Origin of the sequence: Roseovarius aestuariivivens (assembly GCF_004761875.1) — a bacterium.
GTDB lineage: Bacteria > Pseudomonadota > Alphaproteobacteria > Rhodobacterales > Rhodobacteraceae > Roseovarius > Roseovarius aestuariivivens.
Genome location: NZ_SJEY01000002.1, coordinates 51,204 through 77,244, shown reverse-complemented (window position 1 = coordinate 77,244; position 26,041 = coordinate 51,204). Strand labels below are relative to the sequence as shown.

The following is a 26,041-nucleotide window of genomic DNA, read 5'->3' as shown; positions in this document are numbered from 1 at the left end:
GAAGCCGTCTAGGGATAAGACAAGGGTCGGCGCGTACAACTACCGCGTTTGAAACTCAGCTCTTGAATAGCTCTGAAGAAAGAGCAGCGCCGTAAGGTCTCCGTGGTTGATCCGCACCTCGCACCGGGCGGCGACACTGGGTTTGGCATGCAGCGCCACGCCGGTACCGGCACGCCCCAACATGTCCAGGTCATTCGCGCCGTCGCCAACGGCGATCACGTCGGCCGCATGTAGACCAAGGCGTGCGCTGATTTCTTCAAGCGCCTGAACCTTCGCCGCACGTCCGAGGATCGGAAGGGCGACCTCTCCGGTGAGCAGACCGTTGCGCGCAATCAGGGTGTTTGCGCGATGTTCATGAAACCCGAGCATTTCGGCGACCCGCGCGGTGAACGCGGTGAACCCGCCCGAAACAAGGGCCGCATGCCCGCCCGCCGCGCGCATGGTCGCCAGCAAGGTCCGTCCGCCTGGCATCGGTGTGATCCGCTGTTCCAGCACTTGAGAAATTACCGCCTCAGGCAGACCCTTCAGCAGTGCCACGCGCTCGGTTAGGGCGCCCTCAAAACCCAGCTCGCCGTTCATCGCGCGTGCCGTGATTTCCTTTACATGTGCGCCCACGCCGGCCTCTTCCGCCAACTCGTCGATGCATTCCTGCTCGATCATCGTGCTGTCCATATCCGCAAGCAGCATTTTCTTGCGCCGGTCTTTTGCTGGCTGAACGACGAGGTCAACTTCGGAAGCCTGAAGCTCGGCCCAGACATCCCAGCGGTGTGCCGGGATCTGCGACATAATGAATTCCGCAGCCTCATCGGGAGAGAGCCAGACAGCCTCGCCCCCGCCCCACGCATTGCGCAGGCTGTCGACAAGAGCCGGGTCAAGATGTCCGGGCCGGGCGATGAGAGTGGTTGCAAACATGGCTCGAAAGTTTCCGATAATGGTCGGTCGGCCTAAAAGCCTTGAGGTTCACGGCTCTCTAGCCAGATTTGGTGACTTGCGAAAGACCCCGTACAGGCGTAATTCGGTCCTTGGGACACCCCTCCCCAACGAGGGGCGCATATCTGTAAGGATACCATCCATGGTAGAACGAACCCCGGCAACGCGGCCGGCAAATCCGCGTTTCTCTTCGGGCCCTTGTGCCAAACCTCCCGTCTTTTCGCTGAATAAGCTTGCTGATGCCCCTTTGGGCCGTTCGCACCGTGCCGCCGTTGGCAAGGCAAAGCTCAAGGCCGCTATTGACGGTACGCGCGAAATCCTTGGCATTCCAGACGACTATAAGGTTGGTATCGTGCCGGCCTCTGATACGGGCGCTGTCGAAATGGCGATGTGGTCGCTTCTGGGCGAACGCAAGGTCGAGATGCTGGCCTGGGAAAGCTTCGGCTCTGGATGGGTGACGGATGCCGTGAAGCAACTTAAGCTCGACGCCGAAGTTAAGACGGCGGAGTATGGTGAGATTGTCGATCTTTCGGGCGTGGATACGGACAATGACGTGGTCTTTACCTGGAACGGTACGACCTCTGGCGTGAGTGTGCCCAATGGTGACTGGATCAAGGCGGACCGCGCAGGGCTGACCATTTGCGATGCGACGTCTGCGGCCTTCGCGCAGGATCTGCCGTGGGACAAGCTCGATGTGACGACTTTTTCCTGGCAAAAGGTTCTGGGTGGCGAGGCTGCGCATGGGATGATCGTGCTCAGCCCCCGCGCTGTCGAACGGCTGGCAAGCTATACCCCGCCCTGGCCCCTGCCAAAGGTTTTCCGCCTGACGAAGGGCGGCAAGCTGATCGAGGGCATTTTCGTGGGCGAAACGATCAACACCCCGTCGATGCTGGCGGTTGAGGACTACTTGATTGCGCTCGACTGGGCGCGCTCGGTGGGCGGCCTCAATGGCCTGATGGCACGGGCGGATGAGAACGCGAAGGTGATCCATGACTTTTGTGCGACCCGGGACTGGATCGACAACCTCGCGATTGACGCAGCGACGCGGTCGAACACATCGGTTTGCCTGAAGTTCACCGATACCCGCATCAAAGATGGCACGGCATTCGCCAAGGCGGTCGCCAAGCGGCTCGAGGCCGAAGGCGTGGCCTACGACATCGGCGCTTACCGAGATGCGCCGGCGGGTCTGCGCATTTGGTGTGGTGGCACGGTCGAGACCAGCGATCTGCAGGCGTTGATGCCGTGGATTGACTGGGCGTTTCATGCAGAGATCGAAGCCCAGACCGAGGCCGCCTGAGGCTGCGCTGAAGCACAGCCTATGCAGATCCCAGTAGGGCGTGCTTCAGCGCGCCCTTCCCCAGATACAAAGCAAAGGACCACGCACATGGCTCCCAAAGTACTCGTCTCCGACAAGCTGTCGGAAACCGCGGTTCAAATCTTTCGTGACCGTGGCATCGACGTCGATTTCATGCCTGATTTGGGCAAGGAGAAGGACAAGCTGCGCGAAGTGATCGGCCAGTACGACGGCCTCGCCATCCGCTCGGCCACGAAAGTCACCGAAAAGATTCTCGAGGCTGCCAACAACCTCAAGGTCGTTGGCCGCGCCGGGATCGGCACCGACAATATCGACAAGGAAGCGGCCTCCAAGAAGGGTGTGATCGTCATGAACACGCCCTTCGGCAACATGATCACGACCGCTGAGCATGCCATCGCGCTGATGTTCGCTGTGGCGCGCCAGATACCCGAGGCTTCGGCTTCGACCCATGCGGGCAAGTGGGAAAAGTCCAAATTCATGGGGGTCGAGCTGACCGGCAAGACGCTTGGCGTGATCGGGGCGGGCAATATCGGCGGCATTGTCTGCGACCGTGCGCGCGGTCTGAAAATGAAGGTCGTCGCCTATGATCCGTTCCTCAGTCAGGAAAAGGCCGACAAGATGGGCGTTGAAAAAGTCGAGCTGGAGGAGCTTCTGACGCGCGCCGACTTCATCACCCTGCACGTGCCCTTGACCGATCAAACCCGCAACATTCTCTCGCGAGCGAACCTGGAGAAAACAAAGAAAGGCGTGCGTATCATCAACTGCGCGCGCGGCGGTTTGGTGGACGAAACCGCGGTAGCCGAGCTTTTGCAATCCGGTCACATCGCCGGGGCGGCTTTCGATGTTTTCGCCGAGGAACCGGCAACCGAAAATCCACTCTTCGGTCTGCCGAATGTGGTCTGCACGCCCCATTTGGGCGCCGCCACCACCGAGGCGCAGGAAAACGTCGCCCTGCAAGTGGCTGAGCAGATGTCGGACTATTTGCTGACCGGCGCTGTGTCCAATGCGCTCAACATGCCGTCGGTCACGGCTGAAGAAGCCAAGGTCATGGGCCCCTGGATCAAGCTGGCGGACCATCTGGGCAACTTCATCGGCCAAATGACCGATGAACCGATCAAGGCGATCAATATCCTCTATGACGGTGTGGTCAGCGAGATGAACCTCGACGCCCTGACATGCGCCGCTGTGGCCGGCATCATGAAATCCGTCAATCCCGAGGTGAACATGGTATCCGCGCCCGTTGTGGCCAAGGAACGCGGCGTCAAGATCTCGACGACCCGCCAAGATAAATCCGGCGCCTTCGAGGGCTACATCAAGCTGACGGTCGTGACGGCCAAGCGCGAACGCTCCATCGGCGGCACGGTCTTTTCGGACGGCAAGCCGCGCTTCATTCAGATCAAAGGCATCAATATCGACGCTGAGATCGGACGCCACATGCTCTACACCACAAACGAGGACGTCCCCGGTATCATCGGAACCCTCGGTCAGACACTGGGCGAAAATGGCGTGAATATCGCGAATTTCACTCTGGGTCGGGCTGCCGCCGCAGGAGAGGCCATCGCGCTGCTTTATGTGGACGAACCCGTGCCGTCTGACGTAATTGCCAAGCTTGACGCCACGGGCCTGTTTCAGCAGATCCGCGCGCTTGAGTTCGATGTGATCTGATCTGCACCACCTCCGGGCGGTTGTGCCCGCCCGGACGGTTTGTCTACTCAATCCATACTCTCACCTTGGCAGAGCGGCCTTCGGCGTCGATCACAGAAAGGGTCGAGTAGCCATATCCGAGTCCCGGCAGCTCTGCCTCTCGCCGGCGCAAACCGGTGATTAAGGGTTTGCCGTTTGCCAGAAGCGCAAAGGGCGCGACCCCGTCACGAAGCTTCACGACAAGCGTCTCTTGTCCGACTGGCACCTTTGCGCCGTCCGGCGGAAAGATGAGTTTGGGCGCATCCGGTTCCTGTCCGAAGGGTGCGTCGCGCCCGGCAAATTCGCGCAGGGGCTGTGGCAGCCGCGCCGTCGGCAGGATCAAGGTGTCCGGCGGCGGTGGCGGCAGGGGATCGACGTGCGGTTTGAGTCGTTGAAACGCCTCGAAGAGAACCGGCGCGGCCAGTTCGCCGCCAAAGGCCCCTGGCACCGGCGTGCCGTCGGGACGTCCGATCCAGACGGCGGCCACATGCGCCCCGTCAAACCCTACAGCCCAAGCGTCGCGATGCCCATAGGACGTGCCGGTCTTGTAGGCGATACGGTCGCGGGGCGCGCCGGCAGGCGGAGTGAGACCGGCGAGGATATCGCCCACCTGCCATGCCGCCACTTGGCCAAGCACCCGCCGCGTTTGGGTTTCCATGGCACTGTCCTTGCGCCAGTGAAGCGGCCGCTCGAGGCCGCCGCTCGCGAGCATCGCATAAAGCTGCGTCAGCCCTTCCAGTGACACACCAATCCCGCCAAGCGCGACGGCCAGTCCAGTCCGGTCCCCCGGCAGCCGGCTTTCAACGCCACTTCTGCGCAAAGCTTCAATCAGATGCGCCGGACCGATTTCATTCAAGAGCAGAACAACCGGAATATTCAGGGACAGGCGCAAAGCCTCGGCGACCGGCAGCATGCCTCGAAACGCACCGTCGAAATTGCGCGGTGCATAGCGCCCGAACCGGACCGGGCGATCGTCGATCAAGGTTTGCGGGTGCGCCAATCCCCTATCGAACGCAAGCGCGTAGACGATAGGTTTCAGCGTCGATCCTGGCGAACGGAATGCCTGCGTCATGTCGACAAAGCCTTGCCGTTCAACGCTGTAACGCGCCGAGCCGACTGAGGCGAGAATCTCGCCACTGCGGTGATCCGCAATCACGAGCGCGGCGGAAACCCCGTCCGGCAAGTCACGCACGGCTCTGGTTGCGACTGCCTCGAGGCGGGTCTGCAATGAAGCATCCAGCGTCAGATCGTGTTGCCAAGCATGCGGGTTCTCTTTGACTGCCCTGTCCGAGAGATGCGGAGCAAGCTGCGGAAAGGGCAGTCGGATATGCGGTACCGGCTCGCCCTGCGCGCCGCGCAGGGTATCTGCGCTCAGAATACCAGCCGCCAAAGAACGCCGCAGCACCCTGTCGCGCGCGGCTTCGGCAAAGGGATGCGCCCGGTCGGGGCGTCGCGCCTCGGGCGCTTGGGGAAGGGCTACCAAAAGCGCGGCTTCGGCCGGGGTCAGGCGGCGCGGTTCCTTGCCAAAATAGGCCAGTGACGCGGCGCGGATGCCTTCGAGATTTCCGCCAAAGGGCGCACGTTCGAGGTAAAGCTGAAAGATCTCCCGTTTGTCGAGTTGCCGTTCGAGGGCGAGGGCGACCCGAATCTGCCGAAGTTTTCCCTCAAGTTGGCCCGTGCCGCTATTCTCCAGCAGTCGCGCCACCTGCATCGACAGGGTCGAACCGCCGGACACCACCCGACCATGCCATAGCGCCTGGCCCAAAGCGCGCAGCATGGCGATGGGATCGACACCTGCATGGTGATCGAAGCGCTTGTCCTCGTAGGCCAGCAACATCTGTCGGTAGAGCGGATCGACTGTTTCAGGTGTGACCGCAAGGCGCCAACGTCCTTCCTCTACCGTGTAGACCCTCAAGAGATGTCCGTTTCGGTCACGCACCTCGGTCGAAAGGGTCGTAACGCGGGATGGTAATTCAGTGCGAGCGATCCAAAGGTCCAGCCCGTCTCGAGTGATCCCCGCCAGAAAAAGAAGAAGCGCGAACCCGGCAAAAAAGCGATCAAACCGGCGCATGCTCGACCTTTCCCTGCCAAAGGCCCGGGTAAAGCGTGACAAAGCCCGACGCATCGACCGCCAACGTGGTCGTCGTGCTGGTTTGCTTGGCGCGATAGTCGATGAGCGCCGCGCCGTCCCCGACCCGGTAGATCTGATCGAGCGGACGTAGCGCCGTGTCCGGATAGTCGAGCCACGCGGCGCACAGGCACCGTTCATCAGAACCACCGTCGCGCAGCTTTCGCACGGGCATCAGGTTCGTGGCTGGAGTGAACCCCAGGTCGATGTCGCGGGCATCGGCCAGACCGGTTTGTAGCTGGCCATTGATATGCCACGACGCACCGTCACGAAGGATGTGCAGCTTCACGTCCCGATCCCCGCGGGTTCCCGCGATATCGGCGGTCAGAGTTTGCCAATCCGTATCGCAGCGCACCACGTAATCCAGAGCGGCAAATCCGGCCTCGTCGCGGAACCGTGCATGCCCAATGAGGATCCATCCCGCTTCTTCGCGCGCGAGGCGGCACTGGTCTTCTCCCTCACGGTCAAGCGCGGTCCAATGTGCTACGGCCACTGTTTGCCCGGTCACTCGACAACCTCCATGCGGCCGGTGGCCGTTCTTGCGCGGTATTGCGGGCGGTACATATCCTCGACCGACGCGGCCGGGTGGTGATAGCTGCCGGGGCTGACGGCACGGACAATATAGGCGAGCTGAAAGGGGTCGTCCGAGCGCCAATCCACGGCCGCGAGAAACCGTTCGGCGCGGAATTCAGTATGTCTTGCTTCGGTCGTTTTCAGCCAGTCAAGCGCGCGAATATCGCCCGAGCGCAGCAGCGCGGGGTTGTCGATCTCAAACCCCGCCGGAAGCGGGTCATCAATCATCAGACGCGCTTCGCCCCGTTCGAAGGGCCGGACCGTAAGAACTGTTACAAGCCGGCTGCCCGTGGGCACCGCGCCAAGGTCGATCCGCGCGCCTTCAAGGTCATAATAGGCCCGTTCGATAGCATATCCGTATCCGCCTGCCTCTGGCGCAACGGTGGGCACCCCGATAGTTGTGAGGGTGATTTCGACAGGCCGCGCGCCAGTGTTGCCAAGCGTTTTCGTGGGCCCATCCGCCGTGAAACGGTGAACCAGAGGACCCGTGATCGGTGTACCGTCAAGCGTCAGCGTCGCCGCAGAAGGCGCTCGCAAAAGCGCCTTGGCAGCCAGAAGTGTCCAGGCCTGCTCTTGCGTTGAAAGATGCGGCGCGTCGGCGCCAAGCGTGCCGGCAAGTGCAGACAGGTCCACAACGTCACTGTTGGCTTCCGCCGCAAGGGTCAGGAGACCGGCGCGATCGCGTCGTTGAGTGCCGTAATCGGCACGCCAATGATGGGACTCCGGACTATTGTTGTTGATTATCCGGTGGAGGGCCATTGCGAACATCCGGTCGGCGCGCGTTTGATCGCCATAGGCGGCAAGCGCTGCGCCCAGTTGCGCCAAAGCCAAGGGCGTACCAAGGCCGTTGGCCTTTACATCTGCGTAATAGCGTAGATCGCCCATGCGGGCGACGCGCTCGCGCGCGAGCACCATCAGCGCATAGGCGATATCTTCGCCGCCCTCGTCGAAATCCGGGGCATAGTTCACGCGATTTCGCAGATTGTCCAAGGCCATGGCATAGGCTTGTTGAGGAACCTTGAAGCCTTCGTTGCGGGCGCGTGACAGGAAATCGGTAACGTAGGCATCAAGCCAGAAATCACCGGAGTCTGCCCGCCAAAGGCCAAAGCCACCGCCCGCGCTTTGCCGTGTAAGTACCCGGGCGATGGATTGATCGATGCTCGCGGCGATCTGGGTTTCGTCTGCAAGGCCCATGGCGCCCGCGACGCCGTTGAAATAAAGCAATGGCAAGCCGCGCGAAACGATCTGCTCGGTACAGCCGTACGGATATCTGTCAAGCGACGTCAGAAGACCCGGCACGTCGAGTTTCGCCAAGGCGCCTGCCGACAATACGGCCTGACCGGTGCCTTGCCGAAGACCGGCGAAGATATCCGAACCCAGGCTGACGCTGTCGCCAGCGGCCAGCGTAAAGCGCCGGGTGGTCGCAATTGCAGGATCGTTCGCGCGCACTCCCAGAATAAGATTTTTGGTAAGCTGTTGGCCATCGGGTGTGGTCAGAGCAATCCGCAGGCTCTGATCGGCGGTATCCCCTGCGCGGATAGGCAACCTCAATGTCAGTTTCTCTCCCTCTGCGAGATCAAGGCCGGATGGCACCGGGCCCAGAAGCGACAGGCCCTCTGAGCTGACATCCAAGCCAGTCCGCCCGGCAGACCCGTCGGCATGAACGATCTCGAGCAAGAGGCTGCTTTCGTCACCTGGGGACAGAAAGCGCGGTAGCGAGGCTGTCATCACAACCGGGTCGCGCAGGATCGTGTCTTGCGTGGCTTGTCCCACTGCAGACGGGCTCCAGGCCACTGCCATGAGCCTGACCGTGCCGTTGAAATCGGGTATGTCGAAGCTGAGTGCGGCGCGGCCGTCCGGCCCCACTGCGACGGGTCCGGAAAAGAACGCCACCAACTCCTCTGTCGGGCGCGGCGCTTGGGTTCCGACCCTGTTTCCGGCATCACCGCCAGAACGCACGCGTCCCTCCGCGCCGGTCATACCGTTGATCAATCGCCCATAAAGATCACGGATCTCGACCCCGAGGCGGCGCTGTCCGAAGTAATGTGCAGACGGATTGGGGCTTTCGAAGCCGGTCAGGTTAAGGATGCCCAGATCCACGGCGGCGAGAGTGACAAAGGCCGTTTCGCCCTCGGCGATCCCGTCGACTGTCAGCCCGACGTCCAGCGGGCCGCGCGGTGTGCCGATCTGCGGGGCTTCGATGCGGACCGAAAGCTGTTTCGTGCCGGGCGCGATCCTTGCGTAGGAAAGTCCGAGCGCGCGCGCCGGATTGCGGCCTTCGTCCTTGTTCATGGGTCGGATGACCTGAGCGGTGACATAGGCCCCGGCACCCCAGTCTTCGGTCACTTCAAGCGGAACAAGATTCTCACCCTCAACCACCTCGACCGCCTCCATGGTGATGACCCGGTTTGACATGACACCGATCAGCGCGGTTCCAGCGTAGCGCGGCACCAAACGCAGCTCGGCGGTGTCGCCCGGGCTATAGGCCGGCATGTCGAGAGACAGTTCCAGTGTGTCGGGGGTGCTGCTGGCATCGGCGGGGGCGTACCAACCGGCATAGAACTCGACCGAAGAGGCCACGTAATCAGGACCGGTACGTTCGACCAAAAGCTCGTAACGGCCCCAATCCACCCGCTCGTCCAAAGCAAGCGGGACCTGTCCGGTCGTTCCCGTTCCGGTCGCGACCTGCTTGCGTGTCGTGATCGGTTCCCAGTTCCAGTTGCCGTATTCCTCGTACCACTGGTACCGGGTGGAAATGCGATTGAGGGTCCATGACACTTCCATCTGCTGCGGTGTAAGATCGGGTGCGACCCCGATGATCTCGAAGGCGGCTTCGGCACCTTCGGAAACCACCCCGTCGAAACGGGGCTTGATGCCGATCATGGGACCGGCCGGCGCGAGATCGCGGCGTAGGCGGCGCTCGACCGGGCGGCCGGATCCCTCCTTCATGGCCAGAATCACTTCGGCCTCGAAGGGCCGATCCGCGACTGCCGGTATTGGCAATGGCACAGACAGGCTTAGTTTGCCGTCATTGTCAGTTTCGCCACCGTCGAGATAGGTTGAAATCGCCGAGACGAGAGCGTCGTGGCGCCCGAAGCGGTAACCTGGAAATGCGTCCAACTCTGTGAGCGGTGTCAGGCGGACGGTTCCGTCGGCCTCCAGCCCAGCGCCAGGCGCGCCGAAAAGATACCGGGCCTCGACCCGGAGCGGCGCGGTGTCGCCGGGCCGGATCGGACCGTCGGGCAGCGCCATCTCGAAATCTATGCGTTCGGGAAGGAAATCTTCGACCACTACTGTTCGGCTGACCAGCGGAGCAGCTTCCGGCTCGCCGAAAATGTCGAGCGTCCAGCCGCCGCGCGGGGCCGTCGCGGCCACGGGAAGTGCGAAAACATGTCCTCCCGCGACATCCTCGGATGACAGGCGCCGGAGGTATTCCACACCGTCCGGTCGCGTAAGAACCGCTGTGAGCGGGAGACGTTCAATGGCCGCCGCCTGTTCGTCGCGGGCAAGCGCTGTGGCATGGATCGTCTCTCCCGGCCGGTATGCGCCGCGATCGGTGGCAAGAAAGACGTCAACCGGTGGCGCGGGCGGGCGTCCTTCGACCCCTCTGTCGGAAAGATCGAAGGCCGGATCGGTAAGCGACAGAAACGCCAGATCGTCGTTGTCCGCCTTGGCTACGATCATCGCCGGTGACGCGCCATCCGTTCCGCGCAGCAGGCCCGGTGCAAAGGTGGCGTGGCCCTTTGCATCCGTGGTCTGGCTTGCAATCACCCGATTGGCACGTGACAGGAGATCGAGTGTAATATCCTTGCGCGGTTGGGCATCTCCCAAGCCGCGCACGATCACATGCAGGCCGTCTGTGCCCTTGAACGTGGTCAAACCTAAGTCGGTCAGGATGAACCATTGGGTCGATCCGGCATCGTCATAGGTGTCTACACCCGGCACCCGCGCGGTCAGGGCATAGATTCCCGGGTTGAGATCGCTAAGGATATCACCCATTGGCAGGCGTGTGGTCATCGTGCGGTTAAGTTCGTTCTGAACCGCACCGGTGCCGCGCCAGACCTCCTCGGCGATCTCTGACGAAAACTCGCGCTCTTCATATGCGCTGAGCGGGCGTCCGAAATATCCGTCCTGAAGCGTGCGCAGAAGATTGCGGTCGCTGGCCCGCCTTAAGAGCAGATCAACTTCATTCAGATTGACCGTTTCGATCGGCAATGCGGCGTTGCCGGCCTTTGGCAAGACGTAGGCGCGACTTCCAAAGCCCGCGCTCGGGCTTCTGTCACGGATATACTGAGAGATCTCGACATCTTTGATAAGACGCTCTCCGCTCGCGGCAGGAAGGCCACGGCGAAACGTGATCCGATAACGCTCGCCGTGTTCGACGCCTCCTATGCAGATTTGTCCGCCCTCTGCCTGCACAACAAGGCCGGGGTCGGGCAGGCGTACGAAGGGCGTGTAGTCGGTCCCAGCCTTGATCAGAGGTTCAGAAAACTCTGCGCAGATCCGGGGTGATGCGGTTTCGTTGTCCGACCGATGAGTGGTGATCCGGAAACCGTATTTTCCGTTCGCTGCTTCAAGCGCGGCGACCACATCCGCCCGTGGCTGGATTTCCTCCGCGAGGCGAAGCGCGCGGATAAGGTCGCGTCCGCGTCCCATGCGTTCAAGCGCCTCACCGGTGATCATCAAGGCGGTAGCACGTAAAGGATCGTTCGGCGCGCGAAGGTAGGCATTGATAGCGGCCTGAAGGGCCTGCCGTGCGTAGCGTGATTTCTCCGCGTTGTTTTGCGTCTCAATCAGCAAAGACAGGCGCGCATACTCGGCCCATTGATCGGCGGCGTCGGACAGGGCCACCGCCGCACCGGTCCAGCGCATGGCGTTCAGATAGTCGTTCTGGGTCAGCCGTTCGCGCGCGGCAGCCAGCATTGCCCCCTGATCCCACTGCCCCCCGGGGTGCCGCGCCCCGATTCCAAGTGCGAGGTCCCGCGCCTGAGCGATATCGGCATCCGACAGGAATGCCAGATCGCCACGTCGCGCTTCCGCTTGTGCAAGCACCCGAGTGTCCGTGGGAAACAACTCGGCCGAAATCGCGCCTTCGTAGGGTTGCCGTTCTGAAATCCCGCGCTTTGAAAAACAGGCGTTGGACCGGCTGTTGAACGTATATGCGCTGCAGGCCGGATTTGCGAAACAGGCAGTACGGCAGGCTTCGAGCGTGGTATCGAAAAGCGGGTCGAGATCAGCACCGTAGAAATCGACATTGCGGGTGACCACCTCGCGCCGGTCCGGCACTGCCGTCTGGGCTATGGCAAGATTTGCACTGAACAGACTGCACAGAAGGATCAAAGCGACAAATGAATGGCGGAGCATGGCGACCTCCCTGTCAAAGAGTTCAATCGTGCCACGCGCATTCTGGGCTGACAACGATTCCGAGGCCGGGTTTAAAGACTTGTTCACCCTGATACCGCAATCTGGCGGCCAAATGACGGACCGCCACGGGGGAGGTTTTGGGTGTGAGCCTTGCCAACAAACTCGCGCAGGAACGGCGGGCAAGGCTGGCCGCCGAACGCCTTCTGGAGCAGAAGCAGGCAGAGCTTCAGGCCGCCAATCGCAAACTTGGCAAGCATGCACAGGCACTAAGCGAGGAAATCAATGAGACTCGCGCCGAGGTGCAGACCGTGCGCGATGAGAACGCGCGCGTCAAATCCGACCTGTCCATCGCCAACCAGAAGATCGAGATCGCCGAACGGCGGCTGTGGCACTCTATCGAGACGATCCAGGATGGGTTCGCCTTTTTCGATGCCGACAGCCGTATGATCGCGGCCAACCAGGCGTGGCTTGCGGTTTTTGAGGGACTGGATGACGTTCGTCCGGGCATCAGCTACATCGAATTGCTTCAATACGCGACCGAAGAGGGGATCGTGGATATCGGCGATACGCATCCCGCGGCCTGGCGCGAGGCGATGCTGGACCGCTGGCAATGCCCGTCTCCCGAGCCGGAGATTATCCGGCTCTGGAGCGGCGCTTATATCAAGCTGATCGACCAGCGCGGCCATGGTGGGGACGTGGTAAGCCTTGCGCTCGATATCACCGACACGATCCGGTACGAGCAAAAGCTCAAGAGTGCCCGGCGCAGGGCAGAGGCGGCCAGCCGCGCGAAGTCCTCTTTCCTCGCCAATATGAGCCACGAAATCCGCACGCCGATGAACGGGGTCGTTGGTATGGCTGAACTTCTGAAGGACACCGCGCTCGACGAAGAACAGCTTCTGTACGCAAACACGATCAAGAACTCCGCCGAGGCGCTGCTTGTGATCATCAACGACGTGCTCGATTACTCAAAGATCGAAGCGGAAAAGCTCGTCTTGCACGCAGAGCCATTCGACCTTGAACGCTGTATCCACGAACTGGTCATGCTGCTTCAGGCAAACGCGCGCGACAAGGGACTCGACCTGCTGGTGGATTACGACCTCTTCCTGCCAACCCGCTTTGTCGGAGATCCTGGTCGCATAAGGCAGGTGATGACCAATCTTCTCGGGAACGCCGTGAAATTCACCGAAACTGGGCATGTTCTTGTGCGCGTCGTAGGAGTTTTGAACGACTCCTCCGGGCACGTAACCCTGCACGTTACCATCGAGGACACCGGCATCGGCATTCCTGAAGACAAGGTCGAACATGTCTTTGGCGAGTTCAATCAGGTCGACGACGAAACCAACCGCCGTTTCGAGGGAACGGGTCTAGGTCTCGCGATTTCGGAAAAGCTCATTCGGCTTATGGGGGGCGAGATCTGGGTCGAATCCGTGCAGGGAGAGGGGTCGATCTTCGGGTTCGCGCTGACCCTGCCTTTGGCCGAGCCTGGCGGCCTGGTGGACAGCCGTTTGCCCAAGGGCCTGCGACGCGTCCTGATCGTGGAGCCGCATGACCTGAGCCGGGAAATCCTCTTGCGGCAATTCGAGGGACTGGGGCTTTTCGCCCGGTCTTGCGAAACCGCGCAGGCGGCGCTGGATCTGGTCGAGGATCAATTCGATCTGATCGTGGTCAATCACGTGATGCCAGCGATGGATGGGATCGAACTAGCCGAGGCCGTGCATGCGTCGGGTCGCAATATCCCTGTGATCCTTCTCAGCTCGAATACCGGCAGCGCGGATTGTGATCCGGGGCGGACTCATCTTCACGCCACCCTGCAAAAGCCTGTGCTGCGCAGTGCCCTGTTCAAGGCGCTCGAAACCGTTCCCGCTACCGCGACGGACGACCGTTCCGCGCCGCTCCCTCCGTCTGACGGTGAGCCGGAACACACGCCGCCCCGCGCTATGCGTATTCTCGCGGCGGAAGATAACAAAACGAACAGGCTGGTGTTCACCAAGATGCTCAAGGCGCTCGATATAGAAATCGAACTGGCCGAAAACGGGCACGAGGCTGTCGCGGCCTTCACCGCATTTCAGCCCGACCTCGTCTTCATGGATATCTCGATGCCAGAGATGGACGGCAAAGAGGCCACCGCCCGGATACGGGAGCTGGAAAAAGAAACGGGAGGGCACACGCCCGTGGTGGCCATGACGGCCCACGCGATGGAAGGTGATAATGCAGAGATCCTGGCCGCCGGTCTGGACCATTACCTGACCAAGCCGCTGCGGCGCGAGGCGCTGATTGAGCGGATTCTCGACGCCTGTCCGGCCGAGGCCCGCCCGCCGGTGCCGGCCATCGCAGCCGCCGGGTGATCAGTTCTGCGCGTCGCGCAGAAAGACCCAGTCGTCTCCTTCTGAAAACCCGGCGTCATAGGTGTAGCCGCCAGTGTCGAAGTCTTTGAGTCCCTCGGCCTTGGTCAGTCGGTTCTGGACAATAAACCGCGCCATCGCGCCCCGGGCCTTCTTGGCGTAAAAGCTTACGATCTTCGGCTCGCCGTTCTTCACTTCCTTGAAGATCGGTGTGATCACCCGGAGCTTCAGCGCGTCACGGTCGACTGCGCCGAAATATTCCTGGCTGGCGCAGTTGATCAGCAGATCGCCATTGACGGCCTCGGCATCGGCATTGAGCCGCTTCGCGATCTTGTCCCCCCAGTACTCATAGAGCGTTTTGCCGAGACCGGTCTTAAGTCGACTGCCCATTTCAAGGCGATAGGGCTCGATCTCGTCAAGCGGACGTAACAGCCCGTAAAGCCCGGACAGGATCCTCAGGTGATCCTGCGCCCAGTCCAATTCTTCGGCGTCCAGGCTCTTCGCCTCGAGGCCCTGGTACGTGTCCCCGGCAAAGGCAAGCGCCGCGGGCTTGCGCTCCATCTCGCCGAAATCGCGGAAGCGATCCGCATTCAGCTTGGCGAGATCGTCACTGATCCCCATCAGCTTTTTCAACTCGCCTCGGGATAGTCCACGCGCCACCTCGGCCAATTCATCGGCTTCCTTGCGAAACCTTGGCTTGGTGGCGGTCACACCCTCCACCGGGTTCATGTCCAACTTCTTGGCGGGCGATACGACGATCAGCATACTCGTTCCTCTGGCTTTCCATTTCGGGCTGATCTAGTCCGCCGCGTGCAGAACGTCCAGAAAGGCGGGACCAAATCGTTCGGCGCGCTTGTCTCCCAAGAGCCGCGTCAGCCCGTTCAGGTCGCGCGGGCGTGTCGCGGCGACCTTGGCCAGAAGAGACGCCGAACAGCTGAGCGGTTTCTCGATCCCGTCTTCGCCGCGCGCCAGATCCGCCTGCACCTCCTGCAGGCGGTCGTAGATCGTGCCGGCCTCTCGCCCGGCAATCTTTCGACGGGTGGGATGCATGGTTGTGGCTTCGCCGTTGATCACCGACAGGAAGTCCGCGCCGTATTGTTCCAGTTTCTTGGCGCCTACTCCGTTTACGCGCGCCATATCGTCCAGGGTGCGGGGCCGGGTTTCCGCCATCTCGATCAGGCTACGATCGGTGAACACGATATAGGCGGGTACGTTCGCGGCTTCAGCAAGCGCCCGGCGTTTGGCCTTGAGCGCGGACAGGAGTGGCGCATCCTCATCCGACACAAGCGCCTTGGGCGTCGGACGGCGCGCCTTAGTGTCAAGCGTGTCGCGCCTTAGCGTGACGGATTCGAGACCGCGCAGAACCGGCAGCGCCTTTTCCGTAAGACGCAGCGCCCCGTGCCGGCTTGGATCGGGCCGGATAAGGTCATGCCCCATCATCTGTCGAAAAAGCCCCTGCCAAACGCGGCGCGGCGTGTCCTGACCAACGCCAAACGTCGGCAAACGGTCATGACCGCGCGCGCGAATCTTGTCGGTTTCCGTGCCGGTAAGGATATCTATCAAATGGCCCGCACCAAAGAATTCCTCGGTGCGAAGGATCGCCGAGAGAGCCTTCTGCACGGCCTCGGTGCCATCGAACGTATCGACTGGATTGGCGCAGGTGTCGCAGTTGCCGCAGGGCTGCGGCGTCTCGCCGAAATAGCGTAGTAAGGTCTGCCGTCGACATCCGTGGGTTTCGGCGAGACCGAGAAGCGCGTTTAGCCGCGCATGATCAGCAGCACGCCGTTCGGGTGGCGCGAGGCCTTCGTCGATTTGGGACCGACGCAACCGGATATCGTCCGCTCCGAACAGCGTCAGCGTTTCGGCGGGCGCGCCATCGCGCCCGGCGCGGCCGATCTCCTGATAATAGGCTTCGATCGACTTTGGCAGATCGGCATGTGCGACCCAGCGGATATCGGGCTTGTCCACGCCCATTCCGAAAGCCACTGTTGCCACCACGATCAAGCCTTCCTCGGCGCTGAAACGTCGCTCGACATCCCGTCGCGCCTCCGCCTCCATGCCGCCGTGGTAAAAGCAGGTCTTGTGTCCGTCCTGTGCCAGCGCCGCGGCCAGGGTCTCGGTCTTGGCGCGCGTGCCGCAGTAGACGATACCGGATTGCCCTTTCCGGGCGCCCGCAAAATCAAGGATTTGTCGGCGGGGGCTGTCCTTTGCGGCGAAGGCCAGATGAATATTGGGCCGGTCAAAGCCGCGCAGGAAGGTCTGCGGTGCGCGGCCCTCGAACAGCTTCTCGACGATTTCCTGCTGGGTCTCGGCATCGGCTGTGGCGGTGAAGGCCGCGAGCGGCACGCCGAGTGCGCGCCGAAGATCGCCGATACGCAGGTAGTCCGGGCGAAAATCGTGGCCCCATTGGCTGACGCAATGGGCCTCGTCGACTGCAATGAGCGACACGCCGATCCGCCGCAGCATGCCGATCGCCGATCCGGCAGAAAGCCGTTCGGGTGCAATATAAAGAAGTTTGAGGCGCCCGGCTTCCAGCGCATCCCAAACCTCGCGAGTTTCCTCTTCGGTATTGCCGGAAGTCAGCGCGCCGGCTTCAACGCCGACGGCGCGCAGCGCGCGCACCTGATCGCGCATCAGGGCAATCAAAGGCGAGATCACCACGGTGACACCATCGCGCATCAGCGCAGGTAATTGATAGCAAAGGGATTTCCCGCCACCCGTCGGCATAATGGCGAGGGTGTTGATGCCCGCGCGCACGGTGTGCACGATCTCTTCTTGCCCGGGGCGGAACGCATCGAATCCGAAGATATCCCGCAACAGCGTGGCAGCGCTTTGCATGTGAAGGCCCGTAAGTTTTTTGTTTCTGCTCTTACGGTGACTTTTTCACATCAGGATTCGGTAAACAAGGGTCCGCCCGCGCGTTTAGCGCAGCAAAAGCTCCGGCAGGATGAAATCGCGCAGGGACAGCACGATGATGATCGCCACCAGCGGCGCAAGGTCGAGCGGCCGGGTGTCTGGCAGAAACCGGCGGATCGGCTCGTAGATTGGTGCAAGCAACCGATTAAGGCCTTCCCAGATCTGCGCGACGAATTGCTGCCCGAGATTGAGCACCTGAAAGCTGATGAGCCAGCTCATGATTACATGCGCGATCATGATGAAGAAAACCACGTCGAGGATCAGCCTAAGGGGGCCGTAGATTGCCATCATGATGCGTGCTCCTGTGTGTCTGGCCCTCACCTAAGCGCGCAGACGAAAATGCGCAAGTCTGACGCGGGGTTGTGGTTGACCCTTGCCCGGCTTTGGTCAAACACGGCCAGCAAAAGGAGGACGTGACATGTATCCAGTCATCCGCATGGTCTGGCAGTTGCTGAAATACCGCCGCGCGCCGCGTCTGGGGCTGACGGATTGTCATGTATCCCACCACATCTGCCTGCCTTGGGATATCGACCTCTGGATGGAGCTCAACAACGGGCGGACGCTCACGCTTTATGACCTGGGGCGTATCCCGTTGGCGGTACGCACCGGTTTGGCAACCACATTGCGCAATCAGCGGTGGGGTCTGACCGTGGCTGGGGCCAGCGTGCGGTACCGCCGGCGAATCCGGATGTTCGAGGTGGTCGAGATGCGATCACGGGCGATCTGCTGGGATGACCGGTTCATGTATCTCGAGCAGTCGATGTGGCAAAAGAACGGTGAGTGCGCCAATCACATCCTTTATCGCGCCGCCGTAACCGGACGCGACGGTATCGTGCCACCCGCACAGGTGGCCGCAGAGATGGGCGTCGACGCGCAGAGCCCGGCGGTTCCCGAGTGGGTCGACCGCTGGATCGACGCCGATGCGACCCGACCCTGGCCGCCAATGCAGGATTAGCTTGCCAGCGTCACCCAAGCCTCGCCATAGTCGCCGCGAAAAGGGGGCAGTATGGCAGAGATTTCGGCGCGCAAGCGGCTTTGGGGCTGGTACTTTTTCGACTGGGCAAGCCAGCCCTATCACACGCTCCTCGTCACCTTCGTCTTCGGCCCCTATTTCGCATCTGTCGCGTCAGCGCATTTCCTCGGGCAGGGCCTGACCGAAAGCGCCGCCGACGCCGAAGCGCAAACGCTCTGGTCCTGGTGCCTGGCCCTTGCCGGGCTGATCATCGCGTTCGGCGCACCGGTCATGGGGGCCATGGCCGATACCGCCGGGCGCCGCCTGCCGTGGATCGTCGGGTTTTCCGCGCTCTATGTGGTCGGAGCTTCTGGTCTGTGGCTGACCGCGCCGGATGGCTCCAACATGTTGTTGGCGCTGTGTCTTTTCGGTCTTGGCTTCATCGGGGCGGAATATGCTCTGATCTTTGTGAATTCACAGCTGCCATCGCTTGGTCCGCCCGATACTGTCGGTCAGGTCTCGGGATCGGGCTTTGCCTTCGGATATATCGGCGGGCTGAGCGCGCTTGCGATCATGCTCCTCTTTTTTCAGACGATGGACGGCGGAAAGACCATCGTCGGGCTGGATCCCGCCTTTGGGCTCGATCCGGCCAGCGAGCAGGACAAGCGCATCGTCGGTCCGTTCACCGCGCTCTGGTTTGCGGTGTTCATGATCCCCTACTTCCTCTGGGTGCGCGAACCGGTTCGGAGCCGTCCTGATCACACCGTGCGCCGGGCGCTGCACCTGCTCGCGCAGTCGGTCGCCAAACTGCCCAGCCGGCAAAGTCTCTTGGCCTATCTTGGTTCGTCGATGTTTTATCGCGATGCGCTGAACGGGCTCTACGGCTTCGGTGGCACCTATGCCACGCTGGTGCTGGACTGGTCGATCGTTCAGGTCGGGGTCTTCGGCATCGTCAGCGCCATTGCCGCCGCGGGCTTTAGCTGGATCGGGGGCAAGGCCGATCGCCGCTTTGGGCCCAAGCCCGTTATTCTTCTTTCGATATGGGGGCTTATCGCCGTTTGCATCACGGTTGTCAGCATGGAGCGTACGCAGGTTTTCGGGGTGCCGCTCGCGGTGGGCTCGACGGTTCCGGACGTGATATTTTTCGGCTGCGGCATTCTGATCGGCGGTCTTGGCGGCACCTTGCAGGCGGCCAGCCGGTCAATGATGGTGCGCCACACTGATCCGGCCGCGCCGACCGAGAGCTTCGGCCTTTACGGTATGTCGGGTCGGGCGACGGCCTTTATCGCGCCGGCGCTGATCGGTCTGGTGACAAGTCTGAGCGGGAGTGCGCGAATTGGCGTGTCGCCTCTGATTGTGCTTTTCGTGATCGGATTGCTGTTGTTAAGGTACGTCAAAGCGGAAGGGGACGTGACCGAATGAACCGCATTGCCAAAATCCTCCTACTGAGTGTCTTCGTTGCCGGGTGCGAAAGTTCTGCGCCCGAAAAAGAGGCGAGATCTCAACAGGTTGTATCAACTCAGAATATCCCTGCCTCGATGCAGGGCGTTGAGGCGAAACAGCTTTTTGGCGCCAAGGCGCGCGCGTCAAGCCAGGGTCCGCGCCCCTTTGGCAGCTACGCCAAGGGCTGCATGGCCGGGGGTGTGGAGCTTCCTGAAACGGGACCCACCTGGCAGGCGATGCGGCTGAGCCGGAACCGCAACTGGGGGCACCCTGAAACGATTGATTTCATTGAAAAGCTGTCTCGTTTCGCGGCGTCCCAGCCGGGCTGGGAGGGGCTTTATATCGGGGATATCAGCCAGCCGCGCGGCGGGCCAATGCTGTCTGGGCATCGCAGCCACCAGATGGGGCTCGACATCGATGTGTGGATGCTTGCGCCCAAGCGACTGAACCTGAGCCGGGCGGAAAGGGAAAACATTTCAAGCACTTCGCTGCGCCGTGCCAATGGGGCCTACACCAATGACAAGTGGACGCGGCAGCATCACGAGATCATGAAGGCCGCCGCCAAGGATCCGCGCACCGCCAGAATTTTTGTGTTCCCCGGCGCCAAGGTGCGGATGTGTCAGGACGAAACCGGCGACCGAAGCTGGCTGCGCAAGATCCGGCCTTGGTGGGGGCATCACTACCACTTTCATGTCAGGCTGAAATGTCCTGCGGGATCAGGCGGTTGCGTGAACCAGTCGGAGCCGCCGGCGGGGGATGGCTGCGCGGATGCGGAACAGTGGGTGCAGAATATCCTGAACCCGCCGCCACCCGATCCCAACGCGCCTAAGCCCAAGCCGCGGCGCGAACTGACCATGGCGGACCTGCCGGGGCAATGCGTGGGGGTGCTGCAAGCGAATTAGGCAGCCCCGCCATATCCTGTGGAGAAATTTTTCCCGACCCCTGCATTTTGTTTTGACAACGCCGAAAACTGTGGCAGGCTGAAGGTGAGTTCAACAAGCGAAAGGAGGTGGTCCAGTGTCTATAAAGGGATTGGAGCGAGGTGTCGGAACAGTCAGGGAGGACCGCGTCTGAGGCAGCCCTCGGGCGTTGAGACCACCCGGATTGGCACGGCCTAACCGGCCCGCCTCCGGAAACCTTTAGGGGCCGCTCCTTTGGAGTGGCCCTTTCTGGTTTTTGTACATTTTGTCCCTAGTTTTTCAGGGGCATTGTCCATTTTGTACAGAATTTTGAGGACCCCATGCTGAAGATCACAGACCGCATTTCGATTGAGGATTGGGAGATCACCGAGCAGTTCATCCGCGCCGGCGGACCGGGCGGGCAGAACGTGAACAAGGTGTCCTCGGCGGTCGAACTGCGCTTCGAGGCGGAGCGGTCGCCGAACCTGCCCGACCCGGTCAAGCGGCGGCTGCGACGGATCGCCGGACGGCGCTGGACGAAAGAAGGCGCGGTGGTGCTTCAGGTTTCGGAAGAACGCAGCCAGGCGCGCAACCGCGAGATCGCACGGGAGCGCCTGGCGGAGCTGATCCGGAAGGCGACGGAGACGCCCAAGCGGCGGATCCCGACGAAGGTGTCGAAGAATCAGAAGCGGAAGCGGGTGGAGGCGAAGAAGAAGCGCGGGGAGGTGAAGGCGCTGCGGGGGTCGGTGGATTTGGAGTGATCGCGAGAATTTAGCTGGCGCGGAATCGAGGCCGAAGGCCGCCGCGCCATCGCCAGGCCGCCCCCACGGCACGGCGATATCGACGCTCGCGCGCTGACCGGTCCGTTTGCGGAATCGTCACCATAAAGTGCATCGCACAAAGGTCAGGACGCCGTACCGCGGCCCGTCGATGGCGCGGCTTACACCACCACCTCCATCGCTTCCTGCTCCCCAACTCCGAACACCCGCTTATACCGCGCCACCTCGTCGGCGGGGCCCATCGCCTTGTTGGGGTTGTCCGAGAGCTTGACCGTGGGCCGGCCGTTGGCGGCGACGGCTTTGCAGACCATTGAGAAGGGGGCGAGGGCGTCGCCGGGGGTCAGGCCGCGGAAATCGTTGGTGAGGAGCGTGCCCCAGCCGAAGGAGACCTTGACCCGGCCCGCGAATTGTTTGTGCAGGGCGAGAATGCGGTCTTCGTCCAGACCATCCGAGAAGATGATGAGCTTTTCGCGCGGGTCCTCGCCGCGCTCTTTCCACCAGCGGATTGCGGTTTCGGCCCCGGCCTCGGGGGCGCCGCTGTCGATGCGGATGCCGGTCCAGCCCGCCAGCCAGTCGGGCGCGTTGGCCAGGAACCCTTCGGTACCGTATGTATCGGGCAGGATGATGCGCAGGTTGCCGGAATGCTCGTCATGCCAGTCGGCGAGCACGCGGTAGGGGGCTTGACGGAGTTCCTCGTCGGTGTCGGCCAGCGCGGCGTAGACCATGGGCAGTTCATGCGCGTTGGTGCCGATCGCCTCGAGGTCGCGGTTCTTTGCGATAAGGCAGTTCGAGGTGCCCACAAACGTATCGCCGAGCCGTTCGGTCATGGCCTGCACGCACCAGTCCTGCCAGAGGAAGCTGTGCCGCCGCCGTGTGCCGAAATCGGCGATGCGCAAGCTGGGGATGCCGCGCAGGCGCTCGACCTTTTCCCAAAGCTGGGTCATGGCGCGGGCATAAAGCACCTGAAGCTCGAAGCGTTTCATGTCGTGCAGGACGGCGCGCGAGCGAAGTTCCATGATGACGGCGAGTGCGGGGATCTCCCACAGCATGACCTCGGGCCAGGGGCCTTCGAAGGTGAGCGCATACTGCCCGTCGCGTTTTTCGAGGTGATAGGGCGGCAGGCGCAACTGTTCGAACCAGTCCATGAATTCCGGCGTGAACATCTGGCGCTGGCCATAGAAGGTGTTGCCGCGCATCCAGGTGCTTTCGCCGCGTGACAGCGAGAGCGAGCGGATGTGGTCGAGCTGTTCGCGCAGCTCGCCCTCGTCGACGATGTCGGCGAGGCGGATCGATTTGGTCCGGTTGATGAGCGAGAAGGTGACGGTGGTGTCGGGGCTGTTGCGGAAGACCGACTGGCACATCAGGAGCTTGTAGAAATCCGTGTCGATGAGCGAGCGGACGATCGGGTCGATCTTCCACTTGTGGTTCCAGACGCGGGTGGCGATGTCGACCATGTGGGCGGCTCCGGGCAGGCAGGTTCGTCGAGGTTAAAGCAAAGGGGGCGGGGCGAGGCAAGCGTCGGCGGGATTCCGCCATGTGCTGAAATGGTCCGGAATTCCGGACTGATGCGAAAGCTGCATTATTGATACCGTGCGCGCACTATTATTTTAAAAAGGAGTTATAAGATGACGCTTTTGTATCAGTCGCACGGCGGTTCTGCCCGTGAAAGTACACCTAAGAAACGCTCGGAGGTTCAAAGAGAGGCGCTTGTGCCCGAGGTGGGCGACGTCGCCGTCGATGAGGCGGCGGATTTCGGATACCTGCTGCCGCCGTCGGGGGATCCGGGCGATTACCTGCCCGACGACGTGCTGGGAGAGCTCGATGAGCTGGGCAATCTCATGGTGCCGGGGCCGAATGACCCGCACGGCACCGACCCGAACGCCACGCCGGATTCCGATCTTGCGCCGGTTCTGACCTATTGGGGTCAGTTCCTGGATCACGAACTGACGGCGCGGACGGATCGCGACACGGATTTCTCCAACTTTGCGGATGGCGTGCCGGCCAAGACCGCCGAAGAGATCGAGGCGGGGCTGAAGAACGCGCGCAGCCCGCGGTTCGACCTGGATTCGGTCTATGGCGGCATTCCAATCGGGCCCGACCTGCCGCCCGAGGCGGTGAAGGTCATCTCGGGCATGCGGCACCCGAGCTTTCCCGAGAAGATGCGCGTGGGCACGGCGGTGGGCGCCGGGCCGCTGCCCGACGGGCTTGACCCGCATCGCGATCTGCCGCGCTTTTCGCAGGTGTCGTCCGAGGTGCGGCAGGCCTTTCTGAGCCTTTTGCAGGCGCGGGTGAACGACAACCGGATGAGCCAGGAGGATTTCGACAAGATCAAGGACGGGCTCGACCGGCGCGCGATCATCGGGGATATGCGCAACGACGAGAACCTGAACGTGGCGCAGTTCCACCTGAGCTTTCTGCGGTTTCACAACCGGGTGGTGGATTACCTGGCTGCGCATGACACCGGGTGGATCGCCGATTTCAACTCGGCCCGGACGTTGACGCGGCTGCATTACCAGTGGCTGATCGTCGAGGGGTATCTCAAGAAGGTGTGCGACCCGGCGGTGGTCACCAGCGTGCTGGAAAACAAGGCGCAGCATTACTTCGATTTCCGGACCGCGTATAACGCGCGGACGGGGCAGACCACGCTGGGCGATGTGCTGCCGTTGGAGTTTTCCGTGGCGGCCTATCGCTTTGGCCACACGATGGTGCGGGACGCCTATGACTATAACCGCAACTTCGGGCGCGATTCGTCCGGGCCGGACAGGGCGCCATTCGAGGACCTTTTCGTGTTCGGCGGCGTTTTCGGGGGCGGGCCGGGCTTTGACGGCCAGCACCGCGATCCCTTCGACGGGCACGGGCGGCTGACGAAGGACCGGATCATCGACTGGTCGCGGTTCGTCACGCCCGGGCAGGACAGTTCAGACGGCAAGCCCGCGCGCCGGGCGCGGGCCATCGACACCCAGATCGCGCCGCCCCTGGGCGACATGATCATCGAAGGGGCCGAGGCGGCGGACGAGCAGATCCGCAAGATGTCGCGGCATCTGGCGCGTCGGAACTTGCGGCGGGGCAATGCGCTGCGCCTGCCGACGGGTCAGGCGCTGCACGCGCATCTGAAGGCCCAGGGCGCCGTGCAGAGCGGGCCGATCGCGGATGTGGGCGCACTCTTCGATCATCGTCCGAACCTGAGGGATTTCTTGCAGAACTCGCAGTCGCGCCTGCATGAGCGCACGCCGCTGTGGTTCTACCTTCTGGCAGAAGCCGAAGCTGCGGGCGGTAATCACCTGGGCGAACTGGGCAGCTGGATCGTGGCGAGTGTGATGATCGCGACGCTGCTGGACGATCCGGAATCGGCCCTGTCGATCGGGTTCGATCCGTCGCAGAGCCCGCTTCTGACCGAACATGGCGATATGATCGATTCCATCGAGAACTGGATGAAGTTCGCGCTGGTTTTGGAGTGATGCACTGAAGCGGCGCGGGGTGTTCCCTGCGCCGTCAGCCCATCGCGCGGGTGGCCTTTGCCAGCCGCGCGATCCCCTCGGTCAGTTTATCGGGTGGATTGAGGGTGAAGTTGATGCGGATCGACCGGTGATCGCGCCCTTCGGGATCGAAGACCGAGCTGGGCGAGATGCAGACCCCGTGATCGAGGCCCACTTCCATCAGCGCGTTCGTGTCGAGGCTGGCGTCGCGGGCGGTGGCCCAGACGAACATGCCGCCCGAAGGCTTTTCCCAATCGAAGAGATCGGACAGATGCGTGTCCATCGCCGCAAGGAGCGCGTCGCGGCGGGTGCGGTAAAGCTCGATCACGCCGGGCAGCATCCGGTCGGCGAGGCCGGTGGCGAAAGCGTCATGGGTCATCCGCTGACAAAGCCCCGAGGTGCACATATCCGCCGATTGCTTGGCGGTGGCGAGCGCCTTGATCATGTTCGGCGCGGCGATGACCCAGCCGATACGCAGGCCGGGCGCCAGTTCCTTGGACACGGTGCCCATATAGATCACGGGGCCGTTATAGGGCGTCTCGCCCTTGGCCGAGAGCGTGATCAGGCGCGGCAGCGGCGGGCCGTCATAGTAGAGCGTGCCATAGGGATCATCCTCGATCAGCCAGGTGCCGGTCTGCTCTGCTGCCTCGACCAGACGGTGGCGTATGTCCGTGGGAACCAGCCGCCCGGTGGGGTTTGAGAAGTTCGGCACGGTGTAGGCGAATTGCGCGTCTTTCATCAGCGCGGGCAGGTCGAGATCGTTCCGTTCAAGCCGCATGTGGCGATATTCTGGCTGCTGCGGGCGCCAGGTGTCGAGCGCGCCAAGATAGGCGGGGCTTTGACTGGTGATGCGGCCACCATATTCCAAAAGCACATTGCCGGTCAGCGCAAGGCCCTGGCTGCCGCCGGCGACGATCAGGACGTTGTCGCGCGTGAGGTGCAGATCGCCCTCGGAAAAGCGCGCCGCGATCAGGTCGCGCAGATCCGGGATGCCGGTGACGGGGGTGTAGGCCAGCGTTTCGGCGGCGTGATCGGTGACCGCACGGCTTGCCAGTTCGGCCATCTCGGCGACCGGCCAGACGCACGGGTCGGGCAGGCCGCCGCCCAGATTGATCAGGCCGGGAATCTGGCCTGCGGCCAGAAAGGTGGCAGTGACATCGTTGGTGTCGTCGAGCCAGGGGGCGAAGGCGGGGCGTTGGGGCATGGCGGACTCCTGTTGGCGCGGGGTTTAGCCAATGCGC

Annotated in this window: 17 protein-coding genes; 8 read left to right on the top strand and 9 right to left on the bottom strand. The window is 62.2% G+C overall.

Annotated elements, in window-relative coordinates; all coding sequences use genetic code 11:
• Positions 1-39: 39 nt before the first annotated feature.
• Positions 40-912 (bottom strand): phosphoserine phosphatase SerB, encoded by an 873-nt coding sequence (gene serB, locus EZV60_RS03815; protein ID WP_135502341.1) that lies wholly within the window; start codon positions 910-912, stop codon positions 40-42.
• A 160-nt stretch (positions 913-1,072) separates the two neighbouring features.
• Between serB and EZV60_RS03810 the strand changes: the two genes are divergently transcribed.
• Entirely contained in the window at positions 1,073-2,227 is a 1,155-nt protein-coding gene (locus EZV60_RS03810) for a phosphoserine transaminase (protein WP_135502339.1), read from the top strand.
• 87 nt (positions 2,228-2,314) lie between these two features.
• Positions 2,315-3,910, top strand: a complete 1,596-nt coding sequence (serA, locus tag EZV60_RS03805) for a phosphoglycerate dehydrogenase (RefSeq protein WP_135502337.1) — start codon at positions 2,315-2,317, stop codon at positions 3,908-3,910.
• A gap of 43 nt (positions 3,911-3,953) precedes the next feature.
• Here the strand turns inward: serA and pbpC are convergent, their stop codons facing one another.
• The 3 genes from pbpC to EZV60_RS03790 are packed head-to-tail and all read right to left on the bottom strand — an operon-like array spanning position 3,954 to position 11,993.
• A complete protein-coding gene (gene pbpC / locus EZV60_RS03800; protein WP_135502335.1) occupies positions 3,954-5,999 on the bottom strand; it encodes a penicillin-binding protein 1C in 2,046 nt (681 codons plus the stop codon).
• Entirely contained in the window at positions 5,986-6,564 is a 579-nt protein-coding gene (locus EZV60_RS03795) for a putative glycolipid-binding domain-containing protein (protein WP_135502333.1), read from the bottom strand. The genes pbpC and EZV60_RS03795 overlap by 14 nt, the downstream gene beginning before the upstream one ends.
• Positions 6,561-11,993: an alpha-2-macroglobulin family protein gene (locus EZV60_RS03790; protein ID WP_135502331.1), complete on the bottom strand. Its 5,433-nt coding sequence runs from the start codon at positions 11,991-11,993 to the stop codon at positions 6,561-6,563. The genes EZV60_RS03795 and EZV60_RS03790 overlap by 4 nt, the downstream gene beginning before the upstream one ends.
• Before the next feature lie 143 nt (positions 11,994-12,136).
• Here EZV60_RS03790 and EZV60_RS03785 point away from each other — a divergent pair, with 143 nt between their 5' ends.
• Positions 12,137-14,338, top strand: a complete 2,202-nt coding sequence (locus EZV60_RS03785) for a response regulator (RefSeq protein WP_135502329.1) — start codon at positions 12,137-12,139, stop codon at positions 14,336-14,338.
• Here the strand turns inward: EZV60_RS03785 and yaaA are convergent, their stop codons facing one another.
• From yaaA to EZV60_RS03770, 3 genes are all read right to left on the bottom strand, one after another.
• Complete coding sequence (yaaA, locus tag EZV60_RS03780; protein WP_135502327.1) at positions 14,339-15,100, bottom strand: peroxide stress protein YaaA; 762 nt, start codon at positions 15,098-15,100, stop codon at positions 14,339-14,341.
• 33 nt (positions 15,101-15,133) lie between these two features.
• Positions 15,134-17,173: a DNA helicase RecQ gene (gene recQ, locus EZV60_RS03775; protein WP_135502325.1), complete on the bottom strand. Its 2,040-nt coding sequence runs from the start codon at positions 17,171-17,173 to the stop codon at positions 15,134-15,136.
• An 84-nt stretch (positions 17,174-17,257) separates the two neighbouring features.
• On the bottom strand, positions 17,258-17,542 hold the full coding sequence (locus tag EZV60_RS03770) for a YggT family protein (protein WP_135502323.1): 285 nt from the start codon (positions 17,540-17,542) through the stop codon (positions 17,258-17,260).
• A 127-nt stretch (positions 17,543-17,669) separates the two neighbouring features.
• Between EZV60_RS03770 and EZV60_RS03765 the strand changes: the two genes are divergently transcribed.
• From EZV60_RS03765 to arfB, 4 genes are all read left to right on the top strand, one after another.
• The gene (locus tag EZV60_RS03765; RefSeq protein ID WP_135502320.1) at positions 17,670-18,206 is read left to right on the top strand and encodes an acyl-CoA thioesterase; all 537 of its coding nucleotides are present in this window, start codon (positions 17,670-17,672) and stop codon (positions 18,204-18,206) included.
• Between the two features lie 51 nt (positions 18,207-18,257).
• Positions 18,258-19,625 carry an MFS transporter gene (locus EZV60_RS03760; RefSeq protein WP_135502318.1) on the top strand — a complete coding sequence of 456 codons (1,368 nt, stop codon included), beginning with the start codon at positions 18,258-18,260 and terminating at the stop codon, positions 19,623-19,625.
• Between the two features lie 116 nt (positions 19,626-19,741).
• Entirely contained in the window at positions 19,742-20,548 is an 807-nt protein-coding gene (mepA, locus tag EZV60_RS03755; protein WP_425353555.1) for a penicillin-insensitive murein endopeptidase, read from the top strand.
• Between the two features lie 338 nt (positions 20,549-20,886).
• Positions 20,887-21,306, top strand: coding sequence for an alternative ribosome rescue aminoacyl-tRNA hydrolase ArfB (gene arfB, locus EZV60_RS03750; RefSeq protein ID WP_135502314.1), 420 nt, complete (start codon positions 20,887-20,889; stop codon positions 21,304-21,306).
• A gap of 179 nt (positions 21,307-21,485) precedes the next feature.
• Here arfB and pncB read toward each other — a convergent pair whose 3' ends face one another.
• Positions 21,486-22,778 carry a nicotinate phosphoribosyltransferase gene (gene pncB, locus EZV60_RS03745; protein WP_135502312.1) on the bottom strand — a complete coding sequence of 431 codons (1,293 nt, stop codon included), beginning with the start codon at positions 22,776-22,778 and terminating at the stop codon, positions 21,486-21,488.
• 171 nt (positions 22,779-22,949) lie between these two features.
• Between pncB and EZV60_RS03740 the strand changes: the two genes are divergently transcribed.
• Positions 22,950-24,782 carry a peroxidase family protein gene (locus EZV60_RS03740; RefSeq protein ID WP_135502310.1) on the top strand — a complete coding sequence of 611 codons (1,833 nt, stop codon included), beginning with the start codon at positions 22,950-22,952 and terminating at the stop codon, positions 24,780-24,782.
• A gap of 34 nt (positions 24,783-24,816) precedes the next feature.
• Here EZV60_RS03740 and EZV60_RS03735 read toward each other — a convergent pair whose 3' ends face one another.
• A complete protein-coding gene (locus EZV60_RS03735) occupies positions 24,817-26,004 on the bottom strand; it encodes an aminotransferase-like domain-containing protein (protein WP_135502308.1) in 1,188 nt (395 codons plus the stop codon).
• Positions 26,005-26,041 lie beyond the last annotated feature (37 nt).

Excerpts from the sequence above, each read along its gene's own strand:
- serB (WP_135502341.1), bottom strand. The coding sequence starts at position 912 with ATGTTTGCAACCACTCTCATCGCCCGGCCCGGACATCTTGACCCGGCT.
- EZV60_RS03810 (WP_135502339.1), top strand. The coding sequence starts at position 1,073 with ATGGTAGAACGAACCCCGGCAACGCGGCCGGCAAATCCGCGTTTCTCT.
- serA (WP_135502337.1), top strand. The coding sequence starts at position 2,315 with ATGGCTCCCAAAGTACTCGTCTCCGACAAGCTGTCGGAAACCGCGGTT.
- pbpC (WP_135502335.1), bottom strand. The coding sequence starts at position 5,999 with ATGCGCCGGTTTGATCGCTTTTTTGCCGGGTTCGCGCTTCTTCTTTTT.
- EZV60_RS03790 (WP_135502331.1), bottom strand. The coding sequence starts at position 11,993 with ATGCTCCGCCATTCATTTGTCGCTTTGATCCTTCTGTGCAGTCTGTTC.
- yaaA (WP_135502327.1), bottom strand. The coding sequence starts at position 15,100 with ATGCTGATCGTCGTATCGCCCGCCAAGAAGTTGGACATGAACCCGGTG.
- recQ (WP_135502325.1), bottom strand. The coding sequence starts at position 17,173 with ATGCAAAGCGCTGCCACGCTGTTGCGGGATATCTTCGGATTCGATGCG.
- EZV60_RS03770 (WP_135502323.1), bottom strand. The coding sequence starts at position 17,542 with ATGATGGCAATCTACGGCCCCCTTAGGCTGATCCTCGACGTGGTTTTC.
- EZV60_RS03765 (WP_135502320.1), top strand. The coding sequence starts at position 17,670 with ATGTATCCAGTCATCCGCATGGTCTGGCAGTTGCTGAAATACCGCCGC.
- EZV60_RS03760 (WP_135502318.1), top strand. The coding sequence starts at position 18,258 with ATGGCAGAGATTTCGGCGCGCAAGCGGCTTTGGGGCTGGTACTTTTTC.
- mepA (WP_425353555.1), top strand. The coding sequence starts at position 19,742 with ATGCAGGGCGTTGAGGCGAAACAGCTTTTTGGCGCCAAGGCGCGCGCG.
- arfB (WP_135502314.1), top strand. The coding sequence starts at position 20,887 with ATGCTGAAGATCACAGACCGCATTTCGATTGAGGATTGGGAGATCACC.
- pncB (WP_135502312.1), bottom strand. The coding sequence starts at position 22,778 with ATGGTCGACATCGCCACCCGCGTCTGGAACCACAAGTGGAAGATCGAC.
- EZV60_RS03740 (WP_135502310.1), top strand. The coding sequence starts at position 22,950 with ATGACGCTTTTGTATCAGTCGCACGGCGGTTCTGCCCGTGAAAGTACA.
- EZV60_RS03735 (WP_135502308.1), bottom strand. The coding sequence starts at position 26,004 with ATGCCCCAACGCCCCGCCTTCGCCCCCTGGCTCGACGACACCAACGAT.